This is a genomic window from Polaromonas sp. (genome assembly GCF_030682935.1).
GTDB lineage: Bacteria > Pseudomonadota > Gammaproteobacteria > Burkholderiales > Burkholderiaceae_C > Polaromonas.
The window spans coordinates 1-14,937 of the sequence record NZ_JAUXNA010000280.1 but is presented as its reverse complement, the minus strand read 5'-3'; the positions used below and the strand labels follow the sequence as shown (position 1 = coordinate 14,937).

The window sequence follows — 14,937 nt, the reverse complement described above, 5'->3', positions numbered from 1 at the left end:
TTTTACGCCGGGCAGTGACGGCTTGCGCGCAACATTTCCCATCGTGGTGGACGCCTGTCGGCCCAGCGCACGGCGCTGGCCGCTACCATGGTGGGCATGACACAACACCTCTTCATCCTCACCGGTGCCTCGCGCGGCATGGGCCTGGCCATGGCGCAGCAACTGCTCCAGCCCGGGCACACGCTGCTGTGCCTGTCTCGCCATACCCACGATGCCCTTGTCGCACAGGCGGCAAGCAGCGATGCCGCGCTGGTTCAATGGTCACAAGACCTGGCCGATGGCACGGCCGCCAGCGCCCGGCTGGCCGACTGGCTCGCCGCGCAGACAGCCGACGCCTATGCCAGCGCCACCCTGATCAACAATGCCGGCGTGATTCCGCGCATCGGCCCGGTCCGTGACGCCGACGCGGCCGACCTGGCCCACGCCCTGCGCGTGGGGCTGGAGGCGCCGAGGCAACTCACCGCCGCCTTTCTGCACGCCACCGCCCACTGGCCCGCGGCGCGCAAGGTGCTGAACATTTCCTCGGGTCTGGGCCGACGCGCCATGGCCTCGCAGGCCGCTTATTGCGCGGCCAAGGCGGGTCTGGACCACTTCACGCGCTGCCTGGCACTGGAAGAAGCGCTCAAGCCCGGGGGCGCCAAAGTGTGCGCGCTCGCGCCCGGCGTGATCGACACCGACATGCAGGTGCAACTGCGCGGCGCCGATGCCGCCGCGTTTCCCGACCGCGCCCGCTTTGTCGGCCTGAAAGACCGGGGCCTGCTGACATCGCCCGAAGCCGCAGCCGCGCAGGTGCTGGCTTGGCTGCACCGCGCCGATTTCGGCGTCAACCCTGTTGCCGACGTGCGCGACGCGGGCTGACCGCTACCAAGGCGCCATACATGGTGCGCGCATCATGACCCTGCCGATGTGGCTGCAGAGCATCCTGCGCGATGCGCTGAACCTGTTGCCCGTGCTGGCCACCTTGCTGCATGTGGCGCTGGCGCTCGCGGTGACGCTGCACGCGCTGCTGACCCGGCGCAATGTATCGGCCACGGTGGCCTGGATCGGGCTGGCCTGGCTGGCGCCTGTTATTGGCGCGCTGCTGTACCTGATGCTGGGCATCAACCGCATCCAGCGCGCGGGCGTGGCGCTGGACCTGAAGGCGGCCTGGCAGCGTGAGCACCACCGCGACGGCGGCAGTCTGGCGGCCATTGGCAGCTCCGCCGGGCCCGATGCCCCGTGCGCGCCGGCGCTGGCCGGCATCAACCGCCTGGCCCGACAGACCACCGGCAATGCACTGCTGCGCGGCAACGCTGTGACGCCACTGGTAGACGGCGACGAGGCCTACCCCGCGATGCTGGCGGCCATCGACGGCGCCTGCTGTTCGGTCACGCTGGCCACCTATATTTTTGACCTCGACGAAGCCGGCAGCGCCTTTGCCGACGCGCTGGTGCGGGCCCAGCAGCGCGGGGTAGCGGTGCGCGTGCTGGTCGATGCCGTGGGCGCGCGCTACAGCCGCACCAGCATGGTGGCGCACCTGCGCGCTCGCGGCGTGACGGCGGCGGCCTTCCTGCCGCCGCGCTTTCCCGGCCTGCTGACCTATGCCAATCTGCGCAACCACCGCAAGATCATGGTCGTCGACGGCGCACAAGGCTTCACCGGCGGCATGAACATTCGCGCCGGGCACTGGCTGGCACGCCAGCCGGCCGCGCCGGTCCGCTGCCTGCACTTCGCGGTGCAAGGCCCGGTCGTCGCAGACATGCAGCGTGCGTTCTCTATTGACTGGGCCTTCAGCACCGGCGAGGCGCTGCTGGGCAGCACCTGGTTTGCACCGGGCGACGATTGCGGGCCGGTGCTGGCACGCGGCGTGCCCGACGGCCCCGATGCGGACATCGACCACATGCGGCAGGTGATGCTGGGGGCGCTGGCCTGCGCGCGCCGGCGCGTGTGCATCGTGACGCCTTATTTTTTGCCCGACGAGGTGCTGCTGACCACGCTGCAGATCACGGCGCTGCGCGGCGTCACGGTTGACATCGTACTGCCTGTGCGCAGCAACCTGCCGCTGCTGGACTGGGCCATGCGCCCGCAACTGGGCCGCTTGATGCATGCGGGATGCCGTATTCACCTGTCACCCCCGCCGTTCGACCACTCCAAGCTGTTTCTGGTGGACGAGGCCTGGTCGCTGATTGGCTCCACCAACTGGGACGCGCGCAGCCTGCGACTCAATTTTGAATACAACCTGGAATGCCATGACGCGCAACTGGTGCGGCAGCTGGACGCGCTGGTCGACCAGCGCCTTGCGCAGGCACAGGCGCTGGACCTGGCAGCGCTGGACCATCAGCCGCTGGCCGGGCAACTGCGCGACCGCCTGGCCGGCTTGCTGTCGCCGTATCTTTGAGCCTGGGCTTGCGCCCTTCAGTGCAGGAATACACGGCCAATTCGATCGCAGTTTCTCGTGCCCGGGTGATCTCCGTCAATGGCGGTAGTGGCCAAACAGACCAGCATGGACTCCCCACACCATCAGGGAGTCGCGTCATGCTCGTCGGCATTCCGAAGGAAATCAAGAGCCACGAATACCGGGTGGGCGCGACGCCTGACGGTGTCCGGGAACTCGTCGCCCACGGGCACCAGGTGCTGGTGGAAAAGAGCGCCGGCGCAGCCATTGGCCTGCTTGATGCCCACTACCTGGCCGCCGGTGCCGAACTGGCCGACACACCGGAAAAGGTGTTCGCCCGGGCGGCCCTGATCCTGAAAGTCAAGGAGCCCCAGCCGCATGAATGCCTGCAGCTGCGGCCGGATCAGGTTCTTTTCACCTACCTGCACCTCGCAGCCGATCCCGGGCAAACCCGGCTGCTGCTGGACTCGGGCGTCACGGCCATCGCCTATGAAACCGTGACCAGCCCGGCCGGCGGCCTGCCTCTGCTGGCGCCCATGAGCGAGGTGGCGGGCCGCATGGCCATCCAGGCCGGTGCAGCCTGTCTGGAAAAGCCCCGTGGCGGCGCTGGCGTGCTGCTGGGCGGCGTACCCGGTGTTGCACCGGGCAAGGTGGTAATCCTGGGGGCCGGCGTGGTGGGCAGCAACGCCGCCATGATGGCCGCGGGGCTGGGCGCGCAGGTCACGGTGGTGAACCGCTCGGCGGAGCGCCTGCGCCGTCTTGACGAGCTGTTCGGCAACCGCATCCGGACCCAGTACGCCTCAACAGCCGCCATTGAAGCGCTGGTGCTGGACGCCGACCTGGTCATAGGCGCGGCCCTGGTGGCGGGCGCTGCCGCCCCGAAACTGGTGCGCCGCGAGTGGCTGGCGCGCATGCGGCCGGGTTCGGTGCTGGTGGATGTCTCTATCGACCAGGGTGGCTGCTTCGAGACCAGCCACCCGACCACCCACGCCGAGCCGACCTTCGTCGTTGATGGCATCGTGCACTACTGCGTGGCCAACATGCCCGGCGCGGTAGCACGCACCTCCACTTTCGCGCTCACCTATGCCACGCTGCCGTTTGCGCTCGCGCTGGCCGACAAGGGCTGGCGCCAGGCGCTGGCCGACGATGCGCACCTGGCCAACGGACTCAATGTCCAGGACGGCCGGGTCACGCATCCCGCGGTGACGCACGCGCTGGGCTACGCCTGAGCAGCGACCGGCCGCCCGTGGCCGCGAAGGCCGCTTGAAGGCTACGGGAACACGCAGTGCCGAGCATGAGGCTCGTGGATAAGCGCCGACTTTGATTCACATCAAGGCGGCGCAGCGCACAGTCTCCACAATGGCCTGAACTCAAGGAGCGCGCCATGGCTCGTCCGGCCATCATTCACAAGAGTCCCGCCGACCTGGCGGTGCCGCCGCACCTGGCCGATTACGCGGCCACATGCCGTGCTTTTTCCTGGGACGCCGCCCGTCGTGAACTGGCGGGCCTGCCCGGCGGCGGCCTGAACATCGCCCACGAGGCGGTGGACCGCCATGCGCAGGGCGCGCGTGCCGATCATGTAGCCTTCCGCTTTCTGGGCAGCCAGGGTCAGCGTGACATCAGCTACCTCGAACTCGCCCGTCTCACCAATCGCTTTGCCAATGTGCTCAAGACGCTGGGCGTCGGCCGTGGCGAGCGCGTGTTCGTGCTGACGGGGCGCATTCCGGCGCTGTACACGGCGGTGCTGGGCAGCTTCAAGAACGGCTGCGTGGTCTCGCCGCTGTTTTCGGCCTTCGGCCCCGAGCCGCTGGCCACGCGCCTGAAGCTCGGCGAGGGCGCGGTGCTGGTGACCACCGAAGGGCTGTACGAACGCAAGGTGGCAAAAATCCGCGCGCAGCTGCCAAGCTTGCGGCATGTGCTGCTGGTGGGCGAGGAAGGGCAGCCGACGGATGCATCAGGCACGCACGATCTGGCCCGGCTCATGGCCGAAGCCTCGGAGTCCTTCGAAATCGTGGCCACGCAAGCGGAGGACCCGGCGCTGCTGCACTTCACCAGCGGCACCACCGGCACGCCCAAGGGCGCGCTGCATGTGCATGGCGCGGTGGTGACGCACTGGGCCACTGGCCGCTACGCGCTGGACCTGCACCCGGACGACATTTTCTGGTGCACGGCAGACCCCGGCTGGGTCACCGGCACCTCCTACGGCATCATCGCGCCGCTGCTGCACGGCGTGACCTCCATCGTCGATGAGGCCGAATTCGACGCCGGGCGCTGGTGGCGCATCCTGCACGAGCAGCAGGTCAGCGTCTGGTACACGGCGCCCACGGCGATCCGCATGCTCATGAAGGCGGGGGCGGATCTGGCCCGCAGCTACAGCTACCCCAAACTGCGCTTTATCGCCAGTGTGGGCGAGCCGCTGAACCCGGAAGCGGTCTGGTGGGGTGTGGACGTGCTGGGCAAGCCGATTCACGACAACTGGTGGCAGACCGAAACTGGCGGCATCATGATTGCGAACCTGCCGGCACTGGACATCAAGCCGGGCTCGATGGGCCTGCCCCTGCCCGGTGTCGAGGCGGCCATCGTGCAGCAGCGCGCCGACGGCTCGGTCGAGGTGCTGGAGCAGCCCGACCGGGATGGCGAACTGGCGCTCAGGCGCGGCTGGCCATCGATGCTGCGCGGCTACCTGAACAACGAGGAGCGCTACCGCAAATGCTTCGCGGGCGACTGGTATCTCACCGGCGACCTCGCGCGGGTTGACGCCGATGGCTACTACTGGTTCATCGGCCGGACCGACGACGTGATCAAGTCGGCCGGACACTTGATCGGCCCGTTCGAGGTGGAAAGCGCGCTGATGGAACATCCGGCCGTGGCCGAGGCCGGCGTGATCGGCAAACCCGACGCCCTGGTCGGCGAAGTGGTGAAGGCCTTTGTCTCGCTGAAAGAAGGCTTCGAGCCCAGCGAAGCATTGCGCATGGAACTGCTGGGCCACGCCCGCAAAAAGCTCGGCGCCGCCGTGGCGCCCAAGGAAATCGCTTTCCTGGCCACGCTGCCGCGCACGCGCAGCGGCAAGATCATGCGGCGCCTGCTCAAGGCGCGCGAGCTGGGCCTGCCGGAAGGCGACACCTCCACGCTGGAGGCCGGCGCATGACCCTCTTGCCCGAAACCAGCCAGGCCCTGTCGCTGCAGCTGCTGGCCGACATGCTGCGCATACGCCGCATGGAGGAAAAGTGCGCCGAACTCTATGGCACCGGCAAGATCCGCGGCTTTCTGCACCTCTACATCGGCGAGGAAGCCTGCGCGACAGGTGCCCTGCGCGCCCTGGCGCCGGAAGACAACGTCGTCGCCACCTACCGCGAGCATGGTCATGCGCTGCTGCGCGGGCTTCCCCTGCGCAGCATCATGGCCGAGATGTATGGCAAGGCGGCCGGCTGCTGCCGCGGCCACGGCGGCTCCATGCACCTGTTCGACGCCGACCGGCGCTTTTATGGCGGCAACGCCATCGTGGGCGGCGGCTTGCCGCTGGCCGTGGGTCTGGCGCTGGCCGACAAGCTGCAAGGCATTGCGCGCGTCACGGCCTGCTTTTTTGGCGAAGGCGCCATGGCCGAGGGCGTCTTCCACGAGGCCATGAACCTGGCCGCGCTGTGGCAGTTGCCGGTGCTGTTTTGCTGCGAAAACAATCTGTATGCCATGGGCACGGCGCTGGCGCGTTCCCAATCGCAAACCGACCTGTGCGCCAAGGCGGCGAGCCACAAGGTCCCCGCCCTCAAGGTCGACGGCATGGACGTGCTGGCGGTTCACGAAGCCACGCGCCAGGCCGCGCAGCAGGTGCGCGCAGGCGCTGGGCCCTTCTTCCTGGAATACGCCACCTACCGCTTCCGTGCCCATTCCATGTTCGACCCCGATCTGTACCGCGACAAGGCGGAAATCGAGCAATGGAAGCAGCGCGGACCCATCCACAGCTTCACCGCGCAACTCAAGGCCGCCGGGGACCTGACCGAGGAGGCGTTTCTCGTGCTTGACGCGCGCGCCGAGGCAGAAGTGGCAGATGCCGTGGCCTATGCAGATGCGGCAGAACCGGAGCCGATAGAGGATCTGCTGAAAGATGTTTACACCCCACAGGGCAGCGTATGAAAATCAGTTACCGCGAAGCCCTGCGCCAGGCCCTGCACGAGGCCCTGACGAGTGATCCGCGCGTCTTTCTGATGGGCGAAGATGTCGGCCGCTATGGCGGCAGCTACGCCGTGTCCAAGGGCTTTTTCGAGGAGTTCGGCCCGGAACGCATTCGTGACACCCCGCTGTCGGAGTTGGGATTCGTCGGCGCGGGCGTCGGGGCGGCGCTCGGGGGCATGCGGCCCATTGTTGAAGTCATGACGGTGAACTTCAGCCTGCTGGCGCTGGACCCGATCGTGAACACGGCGGCGACGCTGCGCCACATGTCCGGCGGACAGTTTTCGGTGCCGCTGGTCGTGCGCATGGCCACGGGCGCAGGCCGGCAGCTGGCGGCCCAGCATTCGCACAGTCTGGAAAACTGGTACGCCCACGTGCCCGGCATTCGCGTGCTGGCGCCAGCGACAGTGGGCGATGCGCGCGGCATGCTCGCCCCGGCTTTGGCCGACCCGGACCCGGTGGTGATTTTCGAGCATGCGCAGCTCTACAACCTGGAGGGCGAGCTGCCCGATGACTGGCACTGCGACATCAGCCATGCCGCCGTGCGGCGCCCGGGCACGCAACTCACGCTGATCACCTACGGTGGCAGCCTGCCCAAGGCGATGCAGGCAGCCAGCGAATTGGCCAGCGAAGGCATTGACCTTGAAGTGATTGACCTGCGCGTGCTGCGGCCGCTGGACACGGTCACCATCGCCACCTCGGTGCGCAAGACGCACCGCGCCGTCATCGTCGACGAAGGCTGGAAGACCGGCAGTCTGGCGGCCGAAATCATGGCGCGACTCATGGAAGACTGCTTCTACGAACTGGATGCCCCGGTGGCCCGGGTGTGCAGCGAGGAGGTGCCGATTCCCTATGCCAAACACCTGGAAGACGCCGCGCTGCCGCAAGTCGCGAAAATCATCGCCGTCGTGAAGGGGCTGCTGAATGTTTGAGTTCAAGCTGCCGTCGCTAGGCGCCGACATGGACGAAGGCACGCTGCTGGAGTGGAAGGTCAAGCCCGGCGAAGCCGTGCACAAGGGGCAGGTCGTGGCCATCGTGGACACCTCCAAGGCGGCCATCGACATCGAGATCTGGCAGGACGGCACGCTGCAGGAGTTGCTGGTGCAGCCCGGCGACAAGGTGCCGGTGGGTGCGGTACTGGCCAGCTTGACGGCCCCGGGGGAAACCGCCCCGCCAGCCGCACCAGAGGCCGCACCAGCCGCCACAAGCCGCCAGCGCATATCCCCCGCAGCACGCCAGAAGGCACAGGCGCTGGGCCTGGACACCCGCGCGCTCACGGGAAGCGGCGCGGACGGCGTCGTCACGCTGGCCGACGTCGAACGGGCCGCTGCATCGGCTGGGGCTGCAAAAGCTGCATCGACCCCCTCGCCCACGGCAGACCGCCAGCTGGAAACCCGCCGCGCCATCGCCGCCGCCATGAGCCGCTCCAACCGCGAGATTCCGCACTACTACCTGCTGGAAACCATCCCGATGGCGCGGGCGCAGCAATGGCTGGAACAGGAGAACGCGGGCCGCCCCATCACCGAGCGGCTGCTGATGGCGGTGCTGCAGCTCAAGGCGGTCGCGCTGGCAGTGAAAAAATACCCGGAGTTCAACGGCGTGTACCAGGACAATCAGTTCAAGCCCGCTGCGGCCGTCCACCTGGGCGTAGCCATCTCGCTGCGCCAGGGCGGTTTGATCGCCCCCGCCCTGCACGACGTGGACAGCAAGCCGCTGGGGCCGCTCATGCAGGAACTGGCCGACCTGGTCAAGCGATGCCGTGCCGGTTCCCTGCGCAGTTCCGAAATGACCGATGCCTGCGTGACCGTCACCAACCTCGGCGACCAGGGTGTGGAAGCGGTCATGGGCGTGATCTACCCGCCTCAGGTGGCGCTGGTGGGCTTTGGCAGCGTGGCCCGACGGCCGTGGGTGGATACCGAAGGCAAGCTGGGCATCATGTCCACCGTTACCGCCAGCCTTGCGGCGGATCACCGGGTGTCGGACGGCCACCGTGGCGCGCTTTTTCTGGCCGAGTTGCGCGCGTTGCTGCAGCAACCCGAGGCGCTGTAAATCGGAGACACCCGCGAATGAACGATTCCGAATTGCGCAGCACCGTAGTGGCCACACTGCTGTCGATTGCGCCCGAGCTTGATGTGGCGCTGCTGCGCGACAACCGGCCCCTGCGCCTGCAAGTGGACCTGGACTCGATGGACTGGCTCAATTTCCTGATTGGGCTAAGCCAGCAGCTGAAGGTCGATATTGCCGAATCAGACTACGGGCAACTGGTCACGCTCAAGGACTTGCTGGACTATTTGCGGGCCAGATTGCACCAAGCACCGGCGTGAGGGGCCTGCACGCACTGCGTTAAAGTGCGGCGAAAAGTGCGGCCATTGGCTTAGCCGCGCACCACCAGCACCGGTTGCGTTGCATGCTGAAGCACCCGCTGCGCCACGCTGCCAAGTACCAGCTTTTCCAGGCCATGGCGGCCATGAGAGCCCATGACCACCAGATCGGCCTTGATCGCATCCGCAGTCTCAACGATGCCGCGCCATGTCGCGTGGGCTTCAACCATCCGGGTGTCGACTTTCAACCCTGCCGCCTCCACCTGCTCCCGTGTGGCGGTGAGCGCCTCTTGGGCCTCGGCCTTGGCCGCACTCAAATACTGGGCCTGACCGTAGGCGAATTCAGTACCCACGCCGGTAAAGGGATAGGGGTCGATCACGTAAATCGCGGTCACTGCGCTGCCAAACGCCCCGGCGATGGCCACCGCCTGACGCACGGCTTGCGGCGAGGTGGAAGAGCCGTCTACGGGAACCAGAATATGTTTGTACATGACGCTTACCCTTTTTGAATTGATGGCAAATTCTCATTATGGTGAGCCCTGCTGCTGTCACCTTGACCGACGTCAAGAAGCCGGTTGAATCCATCTGAATAAGGCCTGCGCACGGCGGACAGCGCAGCTTCAATGACCTGGATCAAAGCCCTTCAGATCGCCGTTGCGTAAGCTCTTGCCCTGGACATACAGGAGCCCAAAACATGCCGAATCTTGAATGGTCAGACGCACTTTCGCTGGACCTCCCCCTGATGGATGACACCCACCGCGAATTTGTGGTGTTGCTGGCGCAGGTAGAGACCGCTGCCGACGACGCGCTGCTAAGCCACTGGCGTGTGCTGGTAGCACACACCGACGATCACTTCAGCCGTGAGGACCAATGGATGCAAAGCACACGGTTTTCATCCAGTAACTGCCACAGCGTGCAGCACAAAGTCGTGCTGCAAGTAATGCGCGAAGGCATCACCAGCGGCGAAGCCGGTGACTTGGAGGTCGTGCGCCAGATGGCGCGGGAGTTGGCCATCTGGTTCCCACAGCACGCCCAGTCGATGGACGCCGCGCTGGCGCTACACCTGCGCCGCATCGGCTACGACCCGGTCACCGACACAGTCACCATGCCCGAGGCCTTGCCGGCAGGCATCATCCACGGCTGCGGCGGCGCAAGTTGTTCCGACCACGCGTCGGTAGAGTCTGCGGCCCAGCCTGCATGAGCCCTGCCCGGCCGGATCGGTAATCGGCGGCCACACTGGAAAGCGAGCTTGAGCCTGGCTTTTTTCTGGCGTTCTGCGATCGGCACGTAACAACAACGTGCCGCCGGATGGGACCCAGGCGATGGGTGAAAAATGCGGAGTCAAGGCATCGAACTTTGATCAGGATCATGTTTGAACGCGGCTGGATGGCTGATACTGATATTTACAACTCTGGGAGCTAGCCACATGAAACTTCTGACCGACCTCTTCTCCACCGACTACGGTCTTATGAGCATCATTGGCATTGCCTTCATGATGGGCATGGGCGTGTTTTTTCTCTGCTTGTTCATGGGCAAGATGGATGAGGACGCCAAACAGGCTGGCGAATAAAACGCGTCACGTCCTGGCGCCCCCCTGAAATTCCAATACTTGATCAAATTGACCTCCAGCGTAATAGCCGCTTGGGCGACCGCGCCATGATGCTGCCGACCGACACGCGCCCCGAACTGCCCAGTTGCAGCTCGGCCAGTTCCCGCATCGCCGGTCAAGCTGGCTGACTGTGATCCGACCGGCGCCTTGACGCCAGACGTTCAAGACTCAGACGCCCATTTCAAAAGTCAACTGGCAAGGGAAATTCTGCATGCGCGCCAGCACTTCTTCCCGACTGGGCGGCACGCAGCCGCGGCGCATCACGCACAGGCTGGCGCTGGCCAGTGCATGCGACAGTATCCGGCGGGCCGGCGCATCCGCCAGCGCTTCCAGCACCAGCCCGTCTTCCAGCAGCATGGCGGTGAGCAGCCCCGCGAGAAAGCAATCGCCCGCACCCACGGTGTCGACGACGTCAACCGGATCTGATTCGCGGGCGTGCCAGACCTGGCCGCTGCGGGTGAGCAGGCAGGCGCCCTGCCCGCCCAGGGTCAGGGCCATCAGGCGCGCACCCGTGCTGGCCAGCAGGATTTTGGCCTTGTCCAGGGCACCGGCACCGACAATGCCCAGATGGTCCAGGTCTTCGTCACTGGCCTTGATCACGTCGGCAAATGCCAGGGCCGCCAGCACATTGCAGCGGTAGGCAGCCATATCGGGCATGACCGAAGGGCGCAGGTTGGCATCGACCACCACGGTTTTGCCGGCTTGGCGGCAGGCAGCGAGCCAGGGCAGGTAAATCGCCGCATCTTCGGGCGCCAGCGCCAGGCAGCCGCTGCAAACCATCTCCAGCGTGGGGACTGCTTCGCACGAACGCATCAGCTCATCGGCCGAGACCGCCCGGTCAGCCACACCCTGACGGTAAAACGCATAGTCGGGGTGACCCGAGTCGCTCAAGGCCACCACGGCCAGCGACGTGGTCTGCTGCACCGGCTCCGGACGGGCCAGCTGCACGCCGTCGGCGAGCAGCGCCTGCGCCAGCCGGCGGCCAAACCGGTCGGCCGACAAGGGATTGAGGTACAGCGTGCCGATGCGCTGGCGGGCCATGGCACGGGTGAAATTGAAGACCGAGCCGCCCAGGCAGGGCTCAAACAAGCCGTCAGGCCGCCCAATCAGGTCAATCAGCGCTTCACCAGCGGTTGCAATTTTTGGGGTTATCTTAGGGTTTTCCATTAATAAAGTAACTTGATTTAGTAAGTCGGTCTCCACTATAGTTCGGACACGCCTAAACGTAAAGCGTAAAACCCCTGGGGTTTTCAGCCCCAACATTAAAACCGCCATCATTCCTTTACCAAGGAGACAACATGAAAAAGTCCACCGCCACACTGGCCCTGACCGCCCTTGCTTTTGCCGCTGGCAACGCGTTTGCGGCAGAACCCGTCATTGGCCTGATCACCAAGACCGACAGCAACCCCTTCTTCGTCAAGATGAAGGAAGGCGCTGAAGCCGAAGGCAAGAAGCTGGGTGCCAAAGTCATCACCGGCTCGGGCAAGACAGACGGGGACAATGCCGGACAGATCACGGCCATGGAAAACATGATCGCAGCCGGCGCCAAAACCATCCTGATTGCGCCCAGCGATGCCAAGGCGATTATTCCGGCCATCAAGAAAGCCCAGCAAAAAGGTGTGATGGTGATTGCACTGGACAGCCCGACCGACCCGCTCAGCGCCGTGGATGGCCTGTTTGCCACCGACAACTACAAAGCGGGTGTGATGATTGGCCAATACTCCAAAGCGGCCTTGGGCGGCAAGAAGCCGGTGATTGCCACCATGGACCTGTTGCCAGGCCACCCGGTGGGTGCCCAGCGTCACAACGGTTTCCTGCAAGGGTTTGGCCTGCAGTCGCTGGACGTCAAGAGCAATGACCTGGCCAAGCCGGCTGAAGTGGTCTGCATGGCCGACACCTTTGGCGACGCGGCCAAGGCCCAGACCAGCATGGAAAACTGCCTGCAGAAAAACCCGGGCATCAACCTGGTCTACACGATCAATGAGCCCGCAGCAGCCGGTGCCTACAAGGCGGTGAAGGCCGCAGGCAAAGAAAAAGACGTGGTCATTGTGTCGGTGGACGGCGGCTGCGCCGGCATCCGGGACGTGGGTGCTGGTGTCATCAGCGCCACCGCGCAGCAATATCCGCTGAAGATGGCCGCCATGGGCGTGGCGGCCGGCGTGGAATATGCCAGGACTGGCAAGAAGGTCAGCGGCTACACCGATACCGGCGTGACCCTGATTGCCGCCAAGGCCCTGCCCGGCGTGGACAGCAAGGATGTCAAAACCGGCACCGAACTGTGCTGGGGCAAGAAGTAAACAAACCCTTGAGCCCGTTGCCCATCATCATCCTCGGGTGACCGGTAACGCCGTGCAGGCTACCGCCAAACGCGGGCCTGCAATGCTCCTTGCGAACCCTGCCCTTACAAGCCATGCCGGAGAGATCAACATGAGCACTTCCAAATTACCGCCCCTTGCGACCCTGGGGCCCTTTATTGCGTTGCTGCTGGCCTGCATTTTCTTCAGCGTCCAGAGTGACCGGTTTTTAACGGCCCAGAATTTCTCGCTGATCCTGCAGCAGATCATGGTGGTCGGCGTGATTGCCATTGGGCAGACGCTGATCATCCTGACGGCCGGTATTGACCTGTCATGCGGCATGGTCATGGCGCTGGGCGGCATCGTGATGACCAAGTTTGCCGCCGACTACGGCTTGTCAGCGCCCGTGGCCATTGCCTGCGGCATTGCGGTAACCATGCTGTTCGGCTTGATCAACGGCCTGCTGGTGACCCGCATCAAGCTGCCGCCTTTCATCGTTACGCTGGGCACGCTGAACATTGCCTTTGCCATCACACAGCTGTATTCACAGTCGCAAACCGTGACCGATATTCCGGCCAGCATGACCTTCCTGGGCAACACATTCATGATCGGCAATACCTCCATGGGTTATGGCGTGGTGCTGATGCTGGCCCTTTATGTGGTGACCTGGCTCTGGCTGCGCGATACCGCCCCGGGCCGCCATATCTATGCCGTGGGCAACAGCCCGGAGGCAACCCGCCTGACCGGCATACCGACCGACCGCGTGCTGCTGGGCGTGTATGTGCTTGCCGGCCTGTTTTATGGCATTGCCTCGCTGCTGTCGGTTGCCCGCACCGGCGCCGGCGACCCCAATGCCGGACAAACGGAAAATCTGGATGCGATCACCGCCGTGGTGCTGGGCGGCACCAGCCTGTTTGGCGGGCGCGGCATGCTGCTGGGCACGCTGGTGGGCGCCGTGATTGTGGGTGTATTTCGCAACGGCTTGACGCTGATGGGCGTGTCTTCCGTCTACCAGGTTCTGGCCACCGGCATTTTGGTGATTCTGGCGGTGGCGACCGACCAGATGTCTCGCAAGGGAGTACGTTGATGAACGCTCAACCTCAAATCGTGATGCAGGCCAGGGGCCTGGTCAAACGCTACGGCCAGGTCACCGCGCTGGATGGCGCCGACTTTGAACTGCGCGCCGGTGAAATCCTGGCGGTGATTGGCGACAACGGCGCCGGCAAGTCCTCGCTGATCAAATGCCTGTCGGGCGCCACGATTCCCGACGAAGGCGAGATTTTTCTGGACGGCCAGCCGATTCACTTCAAGAGCCCGATGGATGCGCGCAAATCCGGCATTGAAACCGTATACCAGGATCTGGCCGTTGCGCCTGCCATGACGATTGCCGAAAACCTGTTCCTGGGCCGTGAACTGTGCCGCCCGGGCTGGCTGGCCCAGTTCCTGCGCCTGCTGGACAAGAAAAAAATGCTGGAGGAAAGCATTTCGCGCATGAACGACCTCAAGGTTGGCATACGCTCCATGACGCAGGCGGTGGAAACGCTGTCGGGTGGCCAGCGACAGTGCGTGGCCGTGGCCCGTGCAGCGGCTTTTGCGCAGCATGTCGTGATCATGGACGAGCCAACGGCGGCGCTGGGCGTGAAGGAAGGCAACATGGTGCTGGAACTGATCCGCCGCGTGCGCGACAAAGGCCTGCCTGTGGTGCTGATTTCGCACAACATGCCGCATGTGTTTGAAGTGGCCGACCGCATCCATATTGCCCGCCTGGGCAAGCGCGCTGCGGTGGTGAACCCGAAACACATCAGCATGAGCGACACGGTGGCGGTGATGACCGGCGCCATGTCGGCCGACGAGCTGCCGGAGGCCGCCCATGCTTAAAGGAATCGATCCCCTCATCACGCCGGAGTTGCTCAAGCTGCTGATGGAAATGGGCCATGACGAGGCCCTGCTGCTGGCCGATGCCAACTTCACGGCCATGAGCCTGGGCGCGGGCAAGCCGGTGCTCAGGCTGCCGGGCGCCAGCATGGCGCAGGTGGTCAAAGCCATCAACGCGCTGCTGCCGCTGGCCGCTGATGTGGCGCACCCAGTGGCCTTCATGCAGGTGTCGGACACGGCACCGCCCTATCTGTCGGCCTTGCAGCGTGAAGTGCTGGACTTGCTCCAGGACAGCTT

General features: G+C 65.0%; 16 protein-coding genes. 14 read left to right on the top strand and 2 right to left on the bottom strand.

Annotation, left to right across the window (positions count from 1 at the left end):
• Positions 1-96: 96 nt before the first annotated feature.
• From Q8K05_RS12905 to Q8K05_RS12870, 8 genes are all read left to right on the top strand, one after another.
• Entirely contained in the window at positions 97-858 is a 762-nt protein-coding gene (locus Q8K05_RS12905) for an SDR family NAD(P)-dependent oxidoreductase (protein WP_305246998.1), read from the top strand.
• A 34-nt stretch (positions 859-892) separates the two neighbouring features.
• Positions 893-2,377: a phospholipase D-like domain-containing protein gene (locus tag Q8K05_RS12900; RefSeq protein WP_305246997.1), complete on the top strand. Its 1,485-nt coding sequence runs from the start codon at positions 893-895 to the stop codon at positions 2,375-2,377.
• A gap of 137 nt (positions 2,378-2,514) precedes the next feature.
• The gene (gene ald / locus Q8K05_RS12895) at positions 2,515-3,603 is read left to right on the top strand and encodes an alanine dehydrogenase (RefSeq protein ID WP_305246996.1); all 1,089 of its coding nucleotides are present in this window, start codon (positions 2,515-2,517) and stop codon (positions 3,601-3,603) included.
• A 155-nt stretch (positions 3,604-3,758) separates the two neighbouring features.
• Positions 3,759-5,522, top strand: a complete 1,764-nt coding sequence (gene acsA, locus Q8K05_RS12890) for an acetate--CoA ligase (RefSeq protein WP_305246995.1) — start codon at positions 3,759-3,761, stop codon at positions 5,520-5,522.
• Positions 5,519-6,505: a pyruvate dehydrogenase (acetyl-transferring) E1 component subunit alpha gene (gene pdhA / locus Q8K05_RS12885; RefSeq protein WP_305246994.1), complete on the top strand. Its 987-nt coding sequence runs from the start codon at positions 5,519-5,521 to the stop codon at positions 6,503-6,505. Before acsA ends, pdhA begins: the two co-directional genes overlap by 4 nt.
• Positions 6,502-7,473 (top strand): alpha-ketoacid dehydrogenase subunit beta, encoded by a 972-nt coding sequence (locus tag Q8K05_RS12880; RefSeq protein ID WP_305246993.1) that lies wholly within the window; start codon positions 6,502-6,504, stop codon positions 7,471-7,473. Before pdhA ends, Q8K05_RS12880 begins: the two co-directional genes overlap by 4 nt.
• Positions 7,466-8,590, top strand: coding sequence for a dihydrolipoamide acetyltransferase family protein (locus tag Q8K05_RS12875; protein ID WP_305246992.1), 1,125 nt, complete (start codon positions 7,466-7,468; stop codon positions 8,588-8,590). The genes Q8K05_RS12880 and Q8K05_RS12875 overlap by 8 nt, the downstream gene beginning before the upstream one ends.
• 17 nt (positions 8,591-8,607) lie before the next feature.
• Complete coding sequence (locus Q8K05_RS12870; protein WP_305246991.1) at positions 8,608-8,865, top strand: acyl carrier protein; 258 nt, start codon at positions 8,608-8,610, stop codon at positions 8,863-8,865.
• 50 nt (positions 8,866-8,915) lie between these two features.
• On the opposite strand, the gene Q8K05_RS12865 is transcribed toward Q8K05_RS12870, so the two are convergent.
• Complete coding sequence (locus tag Q8K05_RS12865; protein WP_305246990.1) at positions 8,916-9,353, bottom strand: universal stress protein; 438 nt, start codon at positions 9,351-9,353, stop codon at positions 8,916-8,918.
• A 203-nt stretch (positions 9,354-9,556) separates the two neighbouring features.
• On the opposite strand from Q8K05_RS12865, the gene Q8K05_RS12860 reads away from it, so the two are divergent.
• Both Q8K05_RS12860 and Q8K05_RS12855 read left to right on the top strand, forming a co-directional pair.
• Positions 9,557-10,063, top strand: coding sequence for a hemerythrin domain-containing protein (locus tag Q8K05_RS12860; RefSeq protein WP_305246989.1), 507 nt, complete (start codon positions 9,557-9,559; stop codon positions 10,061-10,063).
• Between the two features lie 225 nt (positions 10,064-10,288).
• Complete coding sequence (locus Q8K05_RS12855) at positions 10,289-10,432, top strand: DUF3149 domain-containing protein (protein WP_305246988.1); 144 nt, start codon at positions 10,289-10,291, stop codon at positions 10,430-10,432.
• Between the two features lie 207 nt (positions 10,433-10,639).
• Here Q8K05_RS12855 and Q8K05_RS12850 read toward each other — a convergent pair whose 3' ends face one another.
• Positions 10,640-11,638: a carbohydrate kinase family protein gene (locus tag Q8K05_RS12850; protein ID WP_305246987.1), complete on the bottom strand. Its 999-nt coding sequence runs from the start codon at positions 11,636-11,638 to the stop codon at positions 10,640-10,642.
• A gap of 131 nt (positions 11,639-11,769) precedes the next feature.
• On the opposite strand from Q8K05_RS12850, the gene Q8K05_RS12845 reads away from it, so the two are divergent.
• The 4 genes from Q8K05_RS12845 to Q8K05_RS12830 form a co-directional block, all read left to right on the top strand.
• Positions 11,770-12,768 (top strand): sugar ABC transporter substrate-binding protein, encoded by a 999-nt coding sequence (locus tag Q8K05_RS12845; protein ID WP_305246986.1) that lies wholly within the window; start codon positions 11,770-11,772, stop codon positions 12,766-12,768.
• A gap of 130 nt (positions 12,769-12,898) precedes the next feature.
• Positions 12,899-13,852, top strand: a complete 954-nt coding sequence (locus Q8K05_RS12840; protein ID WP_305246985.1) for an ABC transporter permease — start codon at positions 12,899-12,901, stop codon at positions 13,850-13,852.
• On the top strand, positions 13,852-14,643 hold the full coding sequence (locus Q8K05_RS12835; protein ID WP_305246984.1) for an ATP-binding cassette domain-containing protein: 792 nt from the start codon (positions 13,852-13,854) through the stop codon (positions 14,641-14,643). Before Q8K05_RS12840 ends, Q8K05_RS12835 begins: the two co-directional genes overlap by 1 nt.
• Positions 14,636-14,937, top strand: a 302-nt coding sequence (locus Q8K05_RS12830) for an RbsD/FucU domain-containing protein (RefSeq protein ID WP_305246983.1), incomplete at its 3' end; no start/stop codon positions are given. The genes Q8K05_RS12835 and Q8K05_RS12830, both read left to right, overlap by 8 nt.

Coding starts and splice junctions, on each gene's coding strand:
- Q8K05_RS12905 (WP_305246998.1), top strand. CDS start 97: ATGACACAACACCTCTTCATCCTCACCGGTGCCTCGCGCGGCATGGGC.
- Q8K05_RS12900 (WP_305246997.1), top strand. CDS start 893: ATGACCCTGCCGATGTGGCTGCAGAGCATCCTGCGCGATGCGCTGAAC.
- ald (WP_305246996.1), top strand. CDS start 2,515: ATGCTCGTCGGCATTCCGAAGGAAATCAAGAGCCACGAATACCGGGTG.
- acsA (WP_305246995.1), top strand. CDS start 3,759: ATGGCTCGTCCGGCCATCATTCACAAGAGTCCCGCCGACCTGGCGGTG.
- pdhA (WP_305246994.1), top strand. CDS start 5,519: ATGACCCTCTTGCCCGAAACCAGCCAGGCCCTGTCGCTGCAGCTGCTG.
- Q8K05_RS12880 (WP_305246993.1), top strand. CDS start 6,502: ATGAAAATCAGTTACCGCGAAGCCCTGCGCCAGGCCCTGCACGAGGCC.
- Q8K05_RS12875 (WP_305246992.1), top strand. CDS start 7,466: ATGTTTGAGTTCAAGCTGCCGTCGCTAGGCGCCGACATGGACGAAGGC.
- Q8K05_RS12870 (WP_305246991.1), top strand. CDS start 8,608: ATGAACGATTCCGAATTGCGCAGCACCGTAGTGGCCACACTGCTGTCG.
- Q8K05_RS12865 (WP_305246990.1), bottom strand. CDS start 9,353: ATGTACAAACATATTCTGGTTCCCGTAGACGGCTCTTCCACCTCGCCG.
- Q8K05_RS12860 (WP_305246989.1), top strand. CDS start 9,557: ATGCCGAATCTTGAATGGTCAGACGCACTTTCGCTGGACCTCCCCCTG.
- Q8K05_RS12855 (WP_305246988.1), top strand. CDS start 10,289: ATGAAACTTCTGACCGACCTCTTCTCCACCGACTACGGTCTTATGAGC.
- Q8K05_RS12850 (WP_305246987.1), bottom strand. CDS start 11,638: ATGGAAAACCCTAAGATAACCCCAAAAATTGCAACCGCTGGTGAAGCG.
- Q8K05_RS12845 (WP_305246986.1), top strand. CDS start 11,770: ATGAAAAAGTCCACCGCCACACTGGCCCTGACCGCCCTTGCTTTTGCC.
- Q8K05_RS12840 (WP_305246985.1), top strand. CDS start 12,899: ATGAGCACTTCCAAATTACCGCCCCTTGCGACCCTGGGGCCCTTTATT.
- Q8K05_RS12835 (WP_305246984.1), top strand. CDS start 13,852: ATGAACGCTCAACCTCAAATCGTGATGCAGGCCAGGGGCCTGGTCAAA.